This window comes from Salinicola avicenniae (assembly GCF_023736115.1).
Taxonomy (GTDB): domain Bacteria; phylum Pseudomonadota; class Gammaproteobacteria; order Pseudomonadales; family Halomonadaceae; genus Salinicola; species Salinicola avicenniae.
This window is the reverse complement of record NZ_JAKQZC010000005.1, coordinates 183331-200443: the sequence shown is the minus strand read 5'-3', so window position 1 is coordinate 200443 and position 17113 is coordinate 183331. Positions and strand designations below refer to the sequence as shown.

Here is a 17113-nt window from a genome sequence, read left to right as displayed (position 1 = left end):
AACGTGGAAGCGAGGGCAATCGATGACTCCCCCTGATGATGTCTCGCGGCTGTTATCGGCAGTCGAGAGCGATATGGCGGTCTACCGGATACCGTCTAAACGTCCGGGCGACAGCCGCTGGGCACTGTTGCGGGGAGCGGCAACGTGCGCCAGTGAAGGTGCGTCGGAAAACGCGGCAGGTGATCGTGGCCGGTCTTCCGAAACGGAAGCGTGGCCAGGTGCCGAAACCGGCCTGGGGGAGGCCGCATCGACATTGACGCCTTTGGGGACCTCGCGGTTGGCGAGTCGACCGCTGTTTCATGAACCCGTTAGCGTCGCGTGGGTCGATACGCGACCGCCTGGTGGCGAGGTGAGCCAGCATCAGTCGGATACGCCGCTGACCGAGCTCTTCCAGAGGATATCCTGATGCCCCTGATTCAATTCGTATCGCCCAAGGGGGGCGTCGGTCGGACATCGCTGTGTGTCAATCTTGGTGTCGCGCTCGGCAGGCTGGGTTATTCGGTCTTCCTCGTGGATCTGGACCCGCAGAATGCGCTGATCCGCCACTTTGCACTGCCAGGCGGCGGCGAACACGGCTTGATCGATTATGTCGATGGCTTTCTCTCGAACGAGCAGAGCTGGCGGCATCTGTCGGTGCCATTGGAGGATATGCTGTCCGTTGTGCCATTCGGTAGCTCGCTGACGCTACCCCAGCGGCAGGCCTCGCTGGCGTCGCCTGGTTGGCTGTTGCCGCGGCTACGCTCGCTGGAAGAGACGTCCCACACGCTGGTCCTGGTTGATACGTCGGTGCTTCACGATGCCACGAGTGCGCCACTGACACAGGCGGCGGACCTGACGCTGGTTACTTTGATGGCTGACGCGGGGTCTCTGGCCATTCTGCCGCAGTGGGAAGCCGCCTTGGGGGCGCCACCACCGGCACCCTGGAAGGCGGCCCATACCGACGGACGTCTCGGCTATCTGATCAATCAGATTGACTCCCGCTCGCCGCTCAAGCGGGAAATCGCCGAGATGATGCTGGAGCGCTTTTCGCCCGAGCTGGTCGGCGCGATTCACCGCGATGAAGCCATGAGCGAGGCGCTGGCGGACCAGCGGCCGGTCATCCTTCAGTCGCCTTTCAGTGCCGCCGCGCACGACATCGAACAGGCGGCCAGAGCGGTGGCTTCTCGGTTCCCGCTTTATGCGTCGGGAGGCGTAACGGCAACCGACCGCCAGTCCGCTGGGTGAGCCGGATACCCCATGAGTCAATCCAGATTTTCTTCTCTGTGCGCCGGGCGACTGTCTGCCGTGATCGCCGTCGTGGTGGTGCTGCTGGCACTGCCGATCGTGATGTTGACCGTGACAACGCCGATGTCGGTCGCGAATCAGGGCTTGTTCGGACTGATCACGGTTGTGGCCATGCTGGTGTTGTTGCGGTTGCGGGCGCGCTCCCGGCCGCTGGCGATCTTCCTGATTCTGCTGTCGGCGGCCATCTCGACGCGCTATCTCTATTGGCGGGCCACGGAAACGCTGGTCTTCCAGAGTACGCTGGAAGCCGTGCTGGGCTACGGGCTATTCGCGGCTGAGGTCTATGCCTGGATCATTCTGATCCTGGGCTATCTACAGAATTTGTGGCCATTGCAGCGCCGAGTGGTACCGCTGCCCGCGGACATGGCCAGTTGGCCGAGCGTGGATGTCTTCATTCCGACCTACAACGAGAGCCTGGAAATCGTCCAGGACACGGTGCTGGCGGCGCAGAACCTCGACTACCCGGCCGACAAGCTGAACGTCTACCTGCTCGATGACGGCCGGCGTGAGTCGTTTGCCGGGTTCGCCGCCACCGCCGGTATCGGCTATATCGTGCGCGACGACAATGCGCATGCGAAGGCGGGAAATCTCAATCATGCCCTAACCTGCACGCAGGGCGAACTGATCTGCATCTTCGACTGCGATCATGTCGCTACGCGGGGCTTCCTGCAGATGACTCTTGGCAGTTTCATGGCCGACCCCGGGCTGGCACTGCTGCAGACACCTCATCATTTCTATTCCCCCGATCCGTTCGAGCGCAATTTGAGTGTCGGCGAGCGTATGCCGAGCGAGGATGAGCTGTTCTACGGGCTGATTCAGAAGGGTAATGACTTCTGGAACGCGACGTTTTTCTGTGGCTCGTGTGCCGTGATCCGACGCACTGCGCTGGCCCAGATCGGTGGCTTTGCCGTCGAGACGGTAACCGAGGACGCGCATACGGCATTGAAGCTGCAGCGCCGTGGCTGGCGCACCGCCTATCTGGATCTGCCGCTGGCGGCAGGACTGGCCACGGAACGGCTGTCGTTGCATGTCGGCCAGCGCATGCGTTGGGCGCGAGGCATGACGCAGATCCTGCGCCTGGATAACCCGCTGTTCGGCCGTGGGCTTTCACTGATGCAACGGCTCTGCTATCTGAACGCCATCTTGCATTTCCAGTTCGCCCTGCCGCGAATCGTGTTTCTGACAGCACCGCTGGCTTACCTGCTGATCGGACAGAACATCATCGCGGCGTCAGCCGCCATGATCTTCGTCTACGCCGTGCCGCACCTGGCGCATACGTTGATCCTGAATTCACTGTTACAGGGGCGCTACCGTTTCAGTTTTTGGGCGGAGATCTACGAAACGGTGCTCTCCTTCCATCTGGTTCGCACGACTCTGGTCACGCTCTTCAGTCCCCGGCGGGGAAAATTCAACGTGACCGACAAGGGCGGCTTGCTGCCGGAAGGTTTTTTCGATTTTCGCATCGTTCGCCCACATCTTGTGGTCGCCGGTCTGCTCTGTGCAGGGATCGTCTGGGGCATTGTGCGGCTGATCTGGAACGAGACGTTCGGTATCGAGCGCAATGTCATGCTGCTCAATCTGTTCTGGGCATCCTTCAGTCTGGTAATGCTGCTGGCGGCGATTGCCGTCGCGCGGGAAGCGCGCCAGATCCGCCACCATGTGCGACTCGATGTCAGTCTGCCGACGGTTGTTTATCGTGATGATGGGCGGGTCGAGCAGGCCGTGACGCGCAATCTCTCCATGGGCGGTGTGCTGGTCGAGTTCGATACGAGCTCGGCGGTCGCTGACGCCGGGGCGCCACTGGCGTGGATCGAGTTTCGGGAAGGCTATCGGCTGTCGGGTCTGCCGGTCCGCGAGATAGCGCGTCACGGAAACAGCATCCGGTTGCGCTTCGGGCGACTGGATATCGCCCAGCGTCGCCAGCTGGTGGCTGCCGTGATGGGGCGGGCGGATGCGTGGCTGGATCGGCCGCGCTTCGTGGACCACCCGCTGCGCTCGCTCTGGTGGGTACTCAAGGCGGTGTTCGGGCTGTTCTTCACATCCTGGCAGCGTCAGCGTCATGAGGGGAAGCCGTTCCGCGCCGGTGCTGGCGTCGGCGCCCACTGGATTGCCGGGCGCGTGCTGGGGCTGGCCGCGCTGACGCTGTTGCTGCTGCTTTCTGCTCGCTCGGCCATGAGCCAACCGCTGTCCTCGACAGGGCCATTGCCTGCGCCCTCGGTCCATGCGGACGGCAGACTGTCTTTCTCGCCGTTGCTGCCGACATCGAGTGCGGCCAAACAGTCGGGCTCCCATTCTCCGGCATTCGACTACCCGGCAGAGATCACCGAGCCGGCATCGACAGTCTGGGAAAGCGCGACTTTCGGCAGACTGGTCGGCCGCGACATTCGCCTTGGCGGGCCTGGCGCCCGGGCGGGAATCGCGTTTTCCCTGCGTCCGGACGACATTGCCACCGAGGCGTCGCTGATGTTGGACATGCGCATGCCTACGGCAGCACGGGGAGAGCGGCTACGTCTGAACGTCTCACTCAATGGTGTATCCCTGCGCAGCCTGATGCTGGAACACGCCCCCGGCGAACTGTTCAAGCTGGAATTGCCGGTCGAACCGCACCTGCTAGTGACACATAACCGACTGGATTTTTCGCTGGCCGAGCAGCGGGAACGTCAATGCCTGGCGCCGGCAAACCCCGGGGGCGCGCTGGTCATTGAGCAAAGTTCCTTGTTGCAGCTTGCCTTGCAGCGGCTGCCGCTGAAGAGGGACCTGGCCCGGTTCCCGCTGCCGTTTTACAGCGATGTTGCGATGGCTTCCTCGTCGGTAATGATGGTGTTTCCGACCCGTCCCGACGCAGGTGCGTTGCAAGCGGCGGCACTGCTCGCCTCGCATCTCGGTAGCCAGACGGCGACGCGCTCGCTGGCTTTCCAAGTCTCTCGAGATCGCCTGCCGGATGCTGACGCCATCGTGTTTCTCGAGGGCGACGACGCGCTACCCGGCTTGCCGGCGTCGCTTCACATGGGCAGTGGGGTGCGTCTCGTCGCCAATCCGCGTAACCCCGCGCGTACCTTGATGCTGGTGCATGGCGACGATGCCGCCGGGCTGGTCGCCGCCGCTCGCGATTTTGTCATCAACCAGACGACACTATCGGGCGAGCAGCGAACCGCGGACTCCGTGGCCTTGCCCGACTGGCCAAGCCTCGGCGCGCCGGCCTGGATCTCTTCCTCGCAACCGGTGACGCTGTCGTCGCTGGTCGACCCCGCAGTACTCCAGAGTGCGGGCCTGTCGCACTCGGCGATCGATATCAACTTTCGTGCCTCGCCGGACCTCTTCCTTTGGCCGGGGCAGACCTTCCCGCTGACCCTGAATTACACCTTTCCCAAAGCCGACTGGTTCGACGAGTCGGCCTCCCGCCTCGATGTCACCCTGAACGACACCTATCTCGGATCGTTCGGGGTCAATCACCACGGCTTGCTGGAGCGTTTCTGGGGGTGGCTGGGCGGGGATGTCAGGCAGGACAGCGCGACCCTGAACATACCGCCTTATCTGATCTACGGCGAAAACACGCTCAGCCTCTACTTCGACCTGCGCGCCAGGCCCGGACAGACGTGCCTGCAGGCGGCGGGTGACGGAACGACGCCACCGGGCGGCGCCGACGTCGTACTCGGCGCTGACGGTACGGGAGAGGCGGCGTCGACGGCCTTCGGCGAGGACAGCCTGAGCCGTATTGCGCCTGATTCGACGCTCGACCTTAGCACTGCACGACATTTCGCGACGCTGCCGAATCTCTCCTATTTCGTCGGTGCCGGTTTTCCCTTCACGCGACAGCCGGACCTGGCCGAGAGCGCATTCGTGGTGCCGGTCGACCCTGACGATGCGGAGCTGGAAGCCGTGCTTGATCTCGCCGCGCGAGTGGGCGAATCCACGGGTATGGCCGCGCTTCGCTTGGGCGTTGGCGTGGGCGCGAGCGGCATTGCTCGATTTAAGGATCGCGACCTCTTGATCATTGGCGCGACGGACACGCCGCTTCTCGCGGCGGCGTTGGCTGGGACACGGGTCGACGTGGCGGCGGGGGCGCTGACCACACGCCCGCCGTCGTTGCAGGCGCGTTTCGGTGACTGGTTGCGGGGGAACTGGCGCGATGACCGTGAAATCCTGCGTCGTGCGCTGGTTAGCCGACGTCATGTCAACGCCTTGCTGGGATTCGAGTCCCCCTGGCAGGCAGGCCGCAGCGTAGTCGTCATGACGGCCAGCGAAGCGCAATCGCTACCGGCAATGGTTGACCTGCTGGGGCAACGGCGGGTCAGCGAGGCGGTGAGAGGCGATGTGGCGCTCATCGACGCGGACGGCAGCGTGACGTCCTTCCAGGTCGCTCGGCCGTACCAAGTCGGCGATCTGCCCTGGTGGTTGCGCTGGTATTGGATTTTCGGCGAGCGCCCCTGGTGGTTGATGTGGCTACTGATCGGCTCGCTATTGCTGTGCACCGCGGTGGTCTACCCATTGTTGAAGCGGCGCGCCGAGCAACGACAGCATGGCTCGCGCTCGCCCATGGCCGAGGTGGAACAGGATGGATGAGTGTGGTTGGGGCGTGCGGCGCGCCAAAGGAACAAAGCTGCGGCGTTGGGTCATGCTGACGGCCATCGCGAGCGGGAGCGTCGGTCTCCAGGCGCAGGAACTCCCAGGACGAGGCGTTCAGACACAACAAGACCCGATACAGGAAAGCCGGACACAGGTAAGTCGGGCAAAGGAGAGCGAGACGGTACTCTCCCCACTCTTCGAACAGGCAGCCTTCTGGCAGGCGCGGCAAAGGAGCGACCTCGCGGCACAAGCTTTGCAACGGGTGCTGGAATCGGACCCGCAGAACCAGCAGGCCCTCTATCGGCTCGGGCGGCTGGCGATCGATGCCGGCGAGGATGATCGCGCGGAGCGCTGGCTAGAGAGGCTGCGTGAGGTGGCGCCAGATGGCGCCCTTGCCGAGCGACTTCGACAGGCGCTGGATCGCGGTCGAATCGATCCGGCGGGGCTGTCGAGGGCCCGTGCGCTGGCCGCGGCAGGTAACGCTGAAGGCGCCGCGCGGGAGTACGAGCGGCTGTTCGGCGACGAGCCGCCGCCCTGGGATCTCGCACCGGAGTATTACGAGACGCTGGCGGGCACCGACGGTGGCTGGGAGCGCGCGCGCGCCGGCCTCGAGCAACTGGCCGGACGCGATGCCGGTAACGCGCAGATCGCGTTGGCGCTGGCTCGGGTGCTGAGCTATCGCAAGGCGACCCGACGAGAGTCTATTAACGATCTCGGTGAGATGCCGTCTTTTGCGGAGACTCGCGTTGCCTGGCGCCAGGCGCTGTTGTGGCTGGATGCCACCGAGGACGATCAGCGCCTTTACGAACGCTATCTGCAGCGATATCCGGACGATCAGGCCGTCCGGGAGTACTTCCTGGCCAAGACGGCAGCAGCGGAGGCCGATCCGGCAGCACAGGCTCGGCAGCAGGGCTACGAGGCACTGGACGAGGGTGAGTTGTCTCGCGCTCGGACCGCTTTCGAACAGGCACTTGCGGACAATGATGCCGATGCGGACGCCCTGGCGGGGCTGGGGCTGATCGCGCTTCGGCGCGAGCGGTTCGCCGAGGCTCGGGACCGGCTCGGTCAGGCGATTCAGGCGGCGCCGGCGCCTCGGGATGACTGGGTGGCCGCCTTTCGCAGCGCCAGCTTCTACGCCGAGCTGGATGGCGTTCGCCAACTGGCGGCGGCGGATCGATTCAATGATGCCTTGGCCAAACTGATGCCGCTGACGAACGAATCGGGGCAGACAGGGCGCGCTGCGCGTCTTCTGGCGGCGGATCTCGAGCGTCGTCGCGGCAATCCGGTTGACGCCGAACGCTGGTATCGCCGCGTATTGAATGCCTCGCCGGGCAGCGTCGAAGCGCGACAGGGGCTGGTCGTCGTGCTGCGCGACCAGCAGCGGTGGCAGGAGGCGACGATGGCGATGCGAGGCTTGTCTGCCACGCAGCAGGCGGCGTTGGGAGATCCGCGCAAGGAGCAAGCACGGGAGTTACGCGCCGAGGCCGGAACATTGCTGTCCCGGGGCCAACGGGATACCGCGCACGAGCGCCTCAGCCAGGCGCTGGCGCTGACACCTGAAGACCCCTGGATTCGGCTGGATCTGGCGAGGCTCTATCAGTTGGAAGATAAGCCCTATCAGGCGAGTTTCGTCATGTCCCCCGTGTTGGGGGCGGATGCGACGCCGGAGGCCCTGCAAGCCGGCGCGATGCTGGCGGCCGAACAGTCACGCTGGGCCGATGCCGAGACACTGATCGCGCGGCTCCCGGCGGACGTTCAGTCAGACAGCTTGGCCAAGCTGCGCTCGCGAGTGGCTTTCGGACGCCGTCTGCAACAAGTTCGTGAAGACCTCGCGAATGGCCATCCGGTAGCCAGGGAGGCGCTTTACGCCTGGTATCGTCAGCCACCTAGTGAGGCGGGCGACGTCGGCAGTGTCGCGATGCTGCTGCTGGACGCGGGCCAGCCGGGCATGGCGTTGGAAATGGTGCGAAGACAGCTCGACGGGGCCGATATCGCGGCGCAGCCGGGAGCCTATCTCAACCATGTGCTGGTGCTGGCGCGCGCGGGCCATGGTGAGGAAGCACGAGCCTTGCTGGGGCGTATCGCGAGCCGGGCAAGTGAAAGCGGATTGCAGGCCCGTGTCGCAGAGACCGAGCGAGGGCTGGCGGTGATGGAAGCGGATCGGCTGCGGGGGCAGCAGCGCTACGCCGAAGCTTATGATGTGCTGCAGCCTCAGCTGCAGGCGAGCCCGGATGATACAGGGTTGCTGTTGGCGCTGGGGCGGTTGTACACCAGTGGTGATATGCCGGCGGCAGCGAGCACCGTCTACGATCGACTGCTGGAACGGGCACCCGAGAATGAAACGGTCCTGGCCGGTGCGGTGAACGCGGCGCTAGCGCAAGACGATACGCAGCGTGCCGAAGCCTTGCTGGTCGAGCATGCGCCGCTGGAATCGCCGGCGCTGGTTGTGCTGGCGGCACGCACCTCGCGGGCACAGGGGGACCGACGTCAGGCCATCGCGCTACTGGAAAAGGCGCGCGGCCAACTGGATGCCGAGGCGGAAGGGCTCGTGATCCTGCCGGCGACTTCCGCCGCCAGTATCAGCCTGGCATCGGGGAGCAACCCTTTCCGGCACACCCGCGAAGCCGCAGCGCGTCGCGATGCCGTGTCGGGGCGGACGGTGCTGTCGCCGGCCGCGAGCGCCGAAGGCACGAACGACGCGGATACCCGTGCGGAAGTCGAGCGACTGCTGTCATCGCTCGAGAGCGAGACTGCGACCTACCTTCGGCCGGGGGTGCAGCTGCGGCTGCGCGACGGTGAGTCCGGCTTGAGCGAATTGACGTCGATCGGTGGCGAGATGCGCCTGTCGGCGTCGCCTTTCAAGCGCGGACGTCTGGAAATTTCGCTCTCCCCGGAGTACATCTCGGCCGGCGAGATCAGCGGCAGCGCCAACGATCGCTACGGTACCGGTACTTTCACGGTGGCCGCCGAGACCCTGCAGTCTCGACTCGCCAACGTCAGCACCCTTCTCGATAGTATTCAGGATGTGGCGGACAGCTACCGGGAACTGTCGCTGCAACGTCAGGAGAACCCTGACGATCCGTTGATCCAGCTTCGTCTGGCACGCGCCGCCGAGACGCTCGAACAGGCGCTGCAGCGCAATCCGTTTTATGAGGCCGGCATCGACACTGCGTCGCTGAGCGGGGAGCAGCTTGCCCAGTTCCGCGCGGCGGTCACCGATTTCGTTGTCACCGACAATCTCTCGGCCTCACGGCAATCCGAGCTGCTGGCGGACATCGATAGGCTGTTCGATTCCGACTGGAGCGACCTCGACGCCGGGGATGTCGACGATCAACGCCAGTTGCTGGAGCGGAGCCTGGCGAGCGTGCAGCAAGGTCTCGCCACGCGACTCGCCGGCCTGCCCAGTGCCGCGCGCGATCCCGGTTCCATCAGCGATGCCGGTGTGGGACTGGATATCGGTTATCGGATCGGTGACGTGAGCGCGGATATCGGCGCCACACCGCAAGGGTTCGAGCAATCCAACATCGTGGGCGGCATCGCCTGGCAGCCCAAGCTCAGCCGAAACACGCAGCTCAGCCTCAAGGCGGAGCGCCGCGCGGTGAAGGACAGCGTGCTCTCCTATGCGGGGGTCAAGGATCCCTTGACCGGCGAGACCTGGGGGGCGGTAACGCGCACCGGCGGTGAGGTTGGCATCACTTACGATGATGGTGGCAGTGGCGCCTATGCCAGTGCCGGCGCTTATGTCTATCAGGGCGAACACGTTGCCGACAACCATTCAGTCACTTTTACGACGGGGGCCTATGTGCGGCCGATCAACGAGTCGGATCGCCAGCTGCAGGTGGGCGTCAATCTCGGTTATATGGGGTTCGACAAGAACCTGCGCTACTTCACCTACGGCCATGGCGGGTACTTCAGTCCCCAGAATTATGTGAGTCTTTCTTTGCCGATAAGCTACGAGGAAACACGGGACCGCTGGCGTTATCGTCTCAGCGCCGCACCGGGGTTCCAGAGCTATGAAGAGGACGATGCCGATATTTTTCCGGATGATGCCGATGCCCAGTCGGCGCTGGAAACCCTGACGTCCGTGGGGCTGCTGAACAGTGCACGTTACCGCGGCGAGAGTGAATCCGGGTTCGGTATCACGCTGGGGGGGCGACTCGACTACGAGTTGGCACCCAACTTGAGTGTAGGCGGGGCGCTGGGGTATGACTCCTTCGGGGATTACTCGGAGACCTCGGCATCGCTCTTTCTGGATTATCGTCTCGAGGGGCAGCCATGAATCGTCATCCGCAAGCCGAAAGCGAATCAACATCGCCACCACGTGCCTTGCTGCGCCAACGGCAGCAACGCGACAACGAGGCGCCTCGCTCCTCCGTGAGCGACGCGCACGACGCTGAGACGTTGTCCCCCGGCCGGACTCTGTTGAATGCGCTTCTCACGGTGATTCAGGAGCCCCTGAGCGAGGAGGCACCCTCAAGTAGCGAGCACGATGAAGCGTTCCTGCACCGCGTCGGTTTGCAGATGGCGAGGCAGTTGCCGCTTGGGGCGCCAGCGACGCTGCGAGCCCTGGAACACATCGTCAATCGGCGTCTGGGCGAACTGGACTGGGGCTGGTGCCTGCTACGCGATCATGAGCAGTACCTGCTGATCGAACATGGTGATGTGCCGACCTTCGGGTTGGTATACCGAGATGCCGCCGCGGGGATGGGCGCGATCATTGCCGGTCTTTATGAAGGGTGGCTCGCCACTCAGGGCGGCACCGGGCGAGTCCGCATCATCCGGCAGGATGACAGACAGTCGCTGCTCTTCCGTTACGGTGGCCCAGGACGACAACCATGACAACAACAACGCTAGGCGCGACGAGAGAATACCGGCATGGGAAACGCCGTGGCAGGCGATGCGCGCTGCTCACCGTAGGCTTTTTGCTGCTGTTGTTGCAGTTGCTGCTGGCCACGCCGACGATGGCATCGGGAAGTTTCAATCAGGATGACACGGGATGGCGGGATTATCGAGCGCGCTTCATGACGCCCGCGGGGCGCATCGTCGATACCGGTAATGGAGACGTCAGCCACACGGAAGGTCAGGGGTGGGGGATGTTCCTTGCCGTTCAGTTCAACGATAGAGAGGCCTTCGATCGTTTGTGGGGCTGGACGGAAGCGCATCTCGCGCGTTCGGATGTGGCGCTTTTCGCCTGGCGCTACGATCCGCAGGCCGACCCCGCGGTGCCGGACTGGAACAATGCCAGTGATGGGGATCTTTTCATGGCCTGGGCCCTGCAGCTGGCAGCAGATCGTTGGCGAGAAGAGCGTTACTCGGTACGCGCCCATGACATTCGCCAGGCGATCAATGACCATCTGGTAACCGATATCGCTGGGTATACGGTGCTATTGCCGGGTGAGAGTGGTTTCCGTCACACGGGATCGGCAAACCTCAATCTTTCCTATTGGATCGTTCCCGCGCTGCGCGACTTTGCCGCGCGGGAACCTGCCGGCCCTTGGCAAGCGCTGATCGACTCCGGTCGCCAGCTGCTGGAGCGCGCCCGGTTCGGCCAGTTCGATCTGCCCGCCGACTGGCTCCGATTATCGGTGGATGGCTCGCTGGCTCCGGCCGAGGGGTGGGAGCCACGCTTCGGGTTCGAAAACATCCGTGTCCCGCTCTATTTCACTTGGGGAGGGCTGAGGGAGGTCGAAACACTGGACGATATTGCGCAGTTCTGGGCAGGGGACGCCCCGCCAGCGTGGATCGATCTACAAACCGATGCGGTCGCGCCGTACTCGCTCTCCGAGGGGGGACGTGCCATCAACGCGCTGCTGGTAGGGCGCCCGTGGGCCATCGGCGATCGCGCGGGGGCGCAGGAAGATTATTATTCGGCCACGTTGTTGATGTTGACCCGTGTTGCCGCCAGTCAGCTGAGCCTGAGTCGTCGCGACTGACGCAACGCCGCTGCTCGATCATCGTACTGCTGACCTGTCGAGGGCGACATCACGCGACGGTGGGGGGGGAGGTGAATTGGCGTGGGTTTGGTAAGAGGAGGATGCATCCTGAAAGCAGGCTCGAGCGCGAGCCGTCTCTGATGCAAGCACGCCAGAGTGCGGCCCAGCGAATAGCGCGGTCGGAGAAGGAGAAGCTGTGCCACCGATGCTGTCAGGCCTTCGAGCTGATACCCCCAAACCCTTTATGCCGCGAATGGCCGGTAGGGCCATAAACGCTGCCACCGACGGCGCGGTTCAGAAAATCGATGGCGTGCTGATTATGTTCCAGGCGCTGAGAGATGATGTAGCCATTGAACGTATTATGTTGCCTGACCTTTTCGGCCAGCTGTCGAATCTGCTGCCAGCATTCTCCCGCCTCATGCGAAATCGCCAGCCGCTCGGCGCCGCGCGTCCCTTCGCCAAACCCTTGCTCACGCTGCTGCTCTCGGCGGGCAGCTTCAAGCTGGTCCAGCCGAGTCAGCAAGGCCTGCTTCTGCTCGGCGACCTCGCCTAACCGCTTGCCGTCGACCTGAGCGGCATTCAGGCAGACCTTCTCGGTTTCCAGCGCCGCCAGGAATTGCTGCATGGCCTGGCGCTGTTCATTCAACAAGGCGGTAAGTGTCATGGGGCGTTACCTGGCGTTTTCAGAATCAGTGGCGAGAAACGTTAGCTGTCTCGGCCCAGCATATCGCGAACGCTCTGGACCAGGCCGTCGGCGATCTTGCTGGTGTCGAGCTCCAGACTGCCATCGGCAATGGCCTGTCGGATCTCGTTGACACGTGCGGTATCGATATCGCTGCTGTCATCCTGGGCAGAGAGCTGGCTAAACGTGGTTGTGGAGCCCGCGACGGTTTGGGTATCCGCTGCGGGGGCTGTTGCCTTCTTCTGTTCCGTGGCATCGCTCTGCGTAGGGCGGGTCAACGGATGCGTCTGATCGATTTTCAAGATGATCACCTCGTGGCTGGGTGCACGTCTGTGTGCTTGCCTACGTTATCGGCAACCCTCTCGGAAACTAAAAGCGTTTTCGCCTGAGTTTTGTTAAGAAATTTATCTTTCGCGTCGCTATTTAGCGACGCTGATCACCGGCGCTCAAGCTATCAGGCCCTGTGACGGTGCCCTGCAGGATTCGGTTGTCCCCGGTCCTGAGTCGAATCGTGCTCCCCATGCTGCCGTTCTCGAGCGCTTCCACGCGACGACTGATACGGAAGCCCTGGCCGATGACAGAGAGTTGTACGGTATCTCCACGCTTGACCATCCAGGGCTTTCTGACCATGGCGTCGGTCAGTGTGGCGCCCTGAGGGATACGTCGGGTCGCCACTTGACCTGCGACCCCTTCCATCGATGTGAGATAGCCCCGACGAAGGCGGGAGATATCCGACGTCTGCCAGTCCAGAGTCGAGCTATCCACGATTTCGCCTGGCGCGACGGCCTGCTTTGCGACCAGGTGGCGAATCATGGCCGAGATCTCGGCACGCAGATAGCGGGAGCCGTCCCCGTCTGCGCAGCGAACACCGACGACAACGCGGCCCTGTGGCACCCCGGGGCGAGGCAGAAATGGTTCCGGGCTGGCGCATTCCCCCAGATCGGCCGTCGAGGGAGATACCTCGATCGTGACGTGATCGCCCAGTGAGGATGTCTGTGCCTGAAGGAAGTGGCGAACGCTGGTCGTGACAGGATCTTCAGCGCTGGCTTCGCTGGCACTGGAATTGCCGGCCGCGGCATGCGCAATCGTCGGCAGTGGCAGTAGCGCAATAATGAACAGCGCCACGATCAGCGCCGACGCACAGGCGAGTAGCAGCCGACGAAGGCGTGTCTTGCGATGGTGGCGCAGAGATTCGTAGTTGTCTGGGGGTAGGGCGCCGTTCATGCGTATGAGGTCTCCTGCGCATCGGGGATTCCGAGAACCGGCCTGGGGCGAGATAGACAGGCCTGAAACGCCAGAAAACGGGTATCGGAAGGACGGAACGATAGCGTTGAAGGCGATTGTACGGAGGGGCGAAGGTCGGCAATCGCGAAAATGACACGCAATTGAGGGTCTGTTTACGCGATTGTCGAGACGAGTGGGTCGCTATTCTCCACCCTGTCAATTTCCCTGGGCAGGCGATCTCTCGGTGACAGACCCTCTTCTCGATGAGGTGTCGTGATTAGAGACCTGCTCAGTTTCTGGAGGAGTCTTCGGCATGCTCGACAAGCTGGATAACGCGCTGCGCTTTCAACAGGAAGCTCTCAATCTGCGCTCGCAGCGTCAGCAGGTGCTGTCCAACAACATCGCCAACGCCGACACGCCCAATTTCAAGGCCCGTGATTTCAACTTCCAACAGGAGTTAGGGCGTGTCATGGAACAGGGGCGGGCCGCCGGTAGTGATGGATTGTCTCTGTCTCGTACGTCGGCGCGTCATATTGCTGGCGGCGTCGAGGGGTCGAGCGGTGTCGACGAGCTGCTCTATCGTGTCCCCGATCAGCCGAGCCTGGATGGCAATACGGTGGATATGGACCGCGAGCGTACGGCCTTCGCTGACAACGCGCTGCGTTACGAGGCGGACCTGACTTTCATCAGTCGGCGGATTCAGGGTCTCAAGACCGCCATGCAATCGGAGTAAGTCGATGTCCATGTTCAGTGTATTCGATATTTCGGGCTCGGCGCTCACCGCTAATTCGCAGCGGATGAACGTGACGGCCAGCAACCTGGCCAACGCCGACAGCGTGGCCGGTCCTGATGGCCAGCCCTACCGCGCCAAGCAGGTCATGTTTCAAGCGCTCGAGCAGTACGGCGGCGGCCCTGGCGGTGTGAGGGTCGATCGCGTGGTCGAGGACAACACGACCCCCATGCGCATGGAGTACCGTCCGGGCGATCCGTTGGCGAACGAAGAAGGGTATGTGCAGTTGCCCAATGTCAATCCCGTCAACGAGATGGTTGACATGATTTCGGCATCCCGCTCTTACCAGGCCAACGTCGAGGTCATGGATACGGCGAAGACATTGATGAGCCGGACGCTGAGAATCGGTGAAGGCTAAGGACTCAAGTGCCGTCACGCCAACCGCGGATGCAACGGTAGTTCGGTAAGAATGGTAGTTCGGTAACGATACAACGCCGCGCGTAAGCGCAAGGAGAAAGGATGTCCAGCCCGGTAATCGGCAGCAACACGCTGGCCAACATCAACGCTTCCCCGACAGGTGATTCGCGCAGTACCGGGGTGGACTCCGGTGATGATCTCAATGATCGATTCATGACGCTGCTGGTCACGCAGTTGAAGAATCAGGATCCCACCAAGCCGATGGAAAACTCGGACATGACTGCGCAGTTGGCGCAGATCAACACGGTCAGTGGTATCGAGAAGCTCAACGACAGCCTGGCGCAGATCAACGACCAGATCGATGCCGGCCGGGCGCTGCAGGCCACGGCGCTGATCGGCCAAGGCGTCATGGTGCCGGGCAACCGGATTCTGGTGGGCGCGGCTGACGAAACGACCGGTGAGGTGGCCACGACGCCGATCGGTGTCGACCTCAACAACGCGGTCGAGGATCTGGAGATCACGATCCGCGGTGCCAATGGCGAGGCGCTGGATACCTTCTCGACCGGGCCGCTGAGCTCGGGCGTTCACAGCTTTACCTGGAATGGCCAGTTGGAAAGCGGTGGCTACGCCTCGCCCGACTCGGTCTACACCGCCCAGATCACCGCGATCAATGGTGACGAGACCTCCGCGCCGACCACGCTCAATTATGCGCTGGTCAATGGTGTGACCCAGCAGAGCGACGGTGCGCCTCGGCTGGACCTGGGGCCCACTCAGGATCCCGTGACGCTGGCGGACGTGCGTCAAATTCTCTGAGTGCATTTGAACGTCCATCACCGTTTTTGACGATATACGACGCTTGATAACGCAACGCTTGAAAAAGCAGGGAGTCAATCATGGGTTTTTCGCAGGCACTGAGTGGTGTCAACGCTGCATCCCAGCAATTGGATGTGATCGGCAACAACATCTCGAACTCGCAGACCAGCGGTTTTAAAAGTGGTTCTGTCCAGTTTGCCGATGTCTTCGCCAATAGTGCTGTCGGCCTGGGGACGCGCGTTTCCGGCGTGCTGCAGGACTTTTCGACGGGCAGCTTGGAAACGACGGGCCGCAACCTGGATATCGCCATCAGCGGTGACGGCTTTCTGCGTTTCCAGCAGGAGGGGCAGATCGGGTATTCGCGCAACGGCCAGTTGACCATGACCTCTGATGGTTATCTGGAGAATGCCCAAGGCGCGCGACTAATGGGTTACGGGCTGGCCAATGCCAATGATGTCACTTCCGGTGTCGTCGTTGGTGGTGCGCCTCAAGTCATCAATGTCCCGGCGGCCGACATGCCTGCCAGCGCCACGGGGGATTCCGGTGAAGGTGTGGCGTTACAACTGAACCTGGATTCCGGCACTGCTGCCTATGATGCCGGCGATCCCACGACCTATTCATCGGTCACGCTGTACGACACGCTCGGCGACAGTAACGGTACCAACGATCCGGTCGATCAGACGACGCTGAACTATCAGTATTCGACCAGCTTCTCCGTTTACGATTCACAGGGTCTGCAACACAGCGCCACGCTCTATTTCCAGAAGGGCGGTGACAACCAGTGGACGGCTCGTACCGCGCTGGATGGGGTGTTGAGCGATCAGGAGTTCGGCGCTGCATTCAATGAAAATGGTGCTTTGACGCAGTTCTCGGAGCTCGATGCGGCTGGCGACCCGGTGGGCATCGCTGACATCACCGATCCTGCTTATGAGTGGCCGAACCTCGAGTTCGTCAGCAACGGTGACGCAGGTCAGCTACCGGACGGTGTCAACACCATCACGGCGATGTTCAATCTGGCCGGTACCACGCAGTACGCCAATGACTCCACCGTCAAGAGCGTGGCGCAGGATGGCTATGCCTCCGGTTCGCTCGCCGGTATTAGTTTCACCGATGACGGTCGAGTCGTCGGCAACTACACCAACGAGCGTAGCGTTGACCTCGGGCAGGTCGCCCTGGCGAACTTCCGCAATCCGGAAGGCCTGACGCCGTCCGGCGGCAACCTGTTCCAGGCAACGGCGGACTCCGGTAACGAGATCCTTGGAATCGCTGGTACCGGCACGTTGGGCAGTATTCAGGCGGAAACCCTGGAAGCGTCCAACGTCGATCTGACCCAGGAGCTGGTCAACCTGATCATTGCCCAGCGCAACTACCAGGCCAATACCAACTCGATTCGCACCCAGTCCGAAGTCATGGATCAGATCGCGCAGCTGCGCTGATGGGTCCGCGCTGCCGCTTGTCGTGAGC

The 17113-nt window shown here is 62.7% G+C and carries 12 protein-coding genes; 9 read left to right on the top strand and 3 right to left on the bottom strand.

The window, feature by feature from the left end:
- The first annotated feature begins 405 nt into the window (after window positions 1–405).
- The 5 genes from MC381_RS13050 to MC381_RS13030 all read left to right on the top strand — a co-directional run bounded on the left by MC381_RS13050 (window position 406) and on the right by MC381_RS13030 (window position 11783).
- A complete protein-coding gene (locus MC381_RS13050) occupies window positions 406–1224 on the top strand; it encodes a cellulose synthase operon protein YhjQ/BcsQ (RefSeq protein WP_251978191.1) in 819 nt (272 codons plus the stop codon).
- Between the two features lie 12 nt (window positions 1225–1236).
- Window positions 1237–5847 carry a UDP-forming cellulose synthase catalytic subunit gene (gene bcsA, locus MC381_RS13045; RefSeq protein WP_251978190.1) on the top strand — a complete coding sequence of 1537 codons (4611 nt, stop codon included), beginning with the start codon at window positions 1237–1239 and terminating at the stop codon, window positions 5845–5847.
- Window positions 5848–5899: 52 nt separating this feature from the next.
- Window positions 5900–10129, top strand: a complete 4230-nt coding sequence (locus MC381_RS13040) for a cellulose biosynthesis protein BcsC (protein ID WP_251978189.1) — start codon at window positions 5900–5902, stop codon at window positions 10127–10129.
- A 95-nt stretch (window positions 10130–10224) separates the two neighbouring features.
- Window positions 10225–10689: a cellulose biosynthesis protein BcsD gene (gene bcsD, locus MC381_RS13035; protein ID WP_251978188.1), complete on the top strand. Its 465-nt coding sequence runs from the start codon at window positions 10225–10227 to the stop codon at window positions 10687–10689.
- Window positions 10686–11783: a family 8 glycosyl hydrolase gene (locus MC381_RS13030; RefSeq protein ID WP_251978187.1), complete on the top strand. Its 1098-nt coding sequence runs from the start codon at window positions 10686–10688 to the stop codon at window positions 11781–11783. Before bcsD ends, MC381_RS13030 begins: the two co-directional genes overlap by 4 nt.
- 211 nt (window positions 11784–11994) lie before the next feature.
- On the opposite strand, the gene MC381_RS13025 is transcribed toward MC381_RS13030, so the two are convergent.
- The 3 genes from MC381_RS13025 to flgA all read right to left on the bottom strand — a co-directional run bounded on the left by MC381_RS13025 (window position 11995) and on the right by flgA (window position 13689).
- Window positions 11995–12447 carry a flagellar protein FlgN gene (locus MC381_RS13025; protein ID WP_251978186.1) on the bottom strand — a complete coding sequence of 151 codons (453 nt, stop codon included), beginning with the start codon at window positions 12445–12447 and terminating at the stop codon, window positions 11995–11997.
- Window positions 12448–12488: 41 nt separating this feature from the next.
- On the bottom strand, window positions 12489–12767 hold the full coding sequence (flgM, locus tag MC381_RS13020; protein ID WP_251978185.1) for a flagellar biosynthesis anti-sigma factor FlgM: 279 nt from the start codon (window positions 12765–12767) through the stop codon (window positions 12489–12491).
- A 121-nt stretch (window positions 12768–12888) separates the two neighbouring features.
- Window positions 12889–13689, bottom strand: coding sequence for a flagellar basal body P-ring formation chaperone FlgA (gene flgA, locus MC381_RS13015; protein ID WP_251978184.1), 801 nt, complete (start codon window positions 13687–13689; stop codon window positions 12889–12891).
- Between the two features lie 313 nt (window positions 13690–14002).
- Here flgA and flgB point away from each other — a divergent pair, with 313 nt between their 5' ends.
- From flgB to MC381_RS12995, 4 genes are all read left to right on the top strand, one after another.
- Window positions 14003–14422, top strand: coding sequence for a flagellar basal body rod protein FlgB (flgB, locus tag MC381_RS13010; RefSeq protein WP_251978183.1), 420 nt, complete (start codon window positions 14003–14005; stop codon window positions 14420–14422).
- A gap of 4 nt (window positions 14423–14426) precedes the next feature.
- Window positions 14427–14837, top strand: coding sequence for a flagellar basal body rod protein FlgC (gene flgC / locus MC381_RS13005; protein ID WP_251978182.1), 411 nt, complete (start codon window positions 14427–14429; stop codon window positions 14835–14837).
- A gap of 101 nt (window positions 14838–14938) precedes the next feature.
- Window positions 14939–15649 carry a flagellar hook assembly protein FlgD gene (locus MC381_RS13000; RefSeq protein WP_251978181.1) on the top strand — a complete coding sequence of 237 codons (711 nt, stop codon included), beginning with the start codon at window positions 14939–14941 and terminating at the stop codon, window positions 15647–15649.
- Window positions 15650–15729: 80 nt separating this feature from the next.
- Window positions 15730–17085: a flagellar hook protein FlgE gene (locus MC381_RS12995; protein ID WP_251978180.1), complete on the top strand. Its 1356-nt coding sequence runs from the start codon at window positions 15730–15732 to the stop codon at window positions 17083–17085.
- Window positions 17086–17113: the final 28 nt, after the last annotated feature.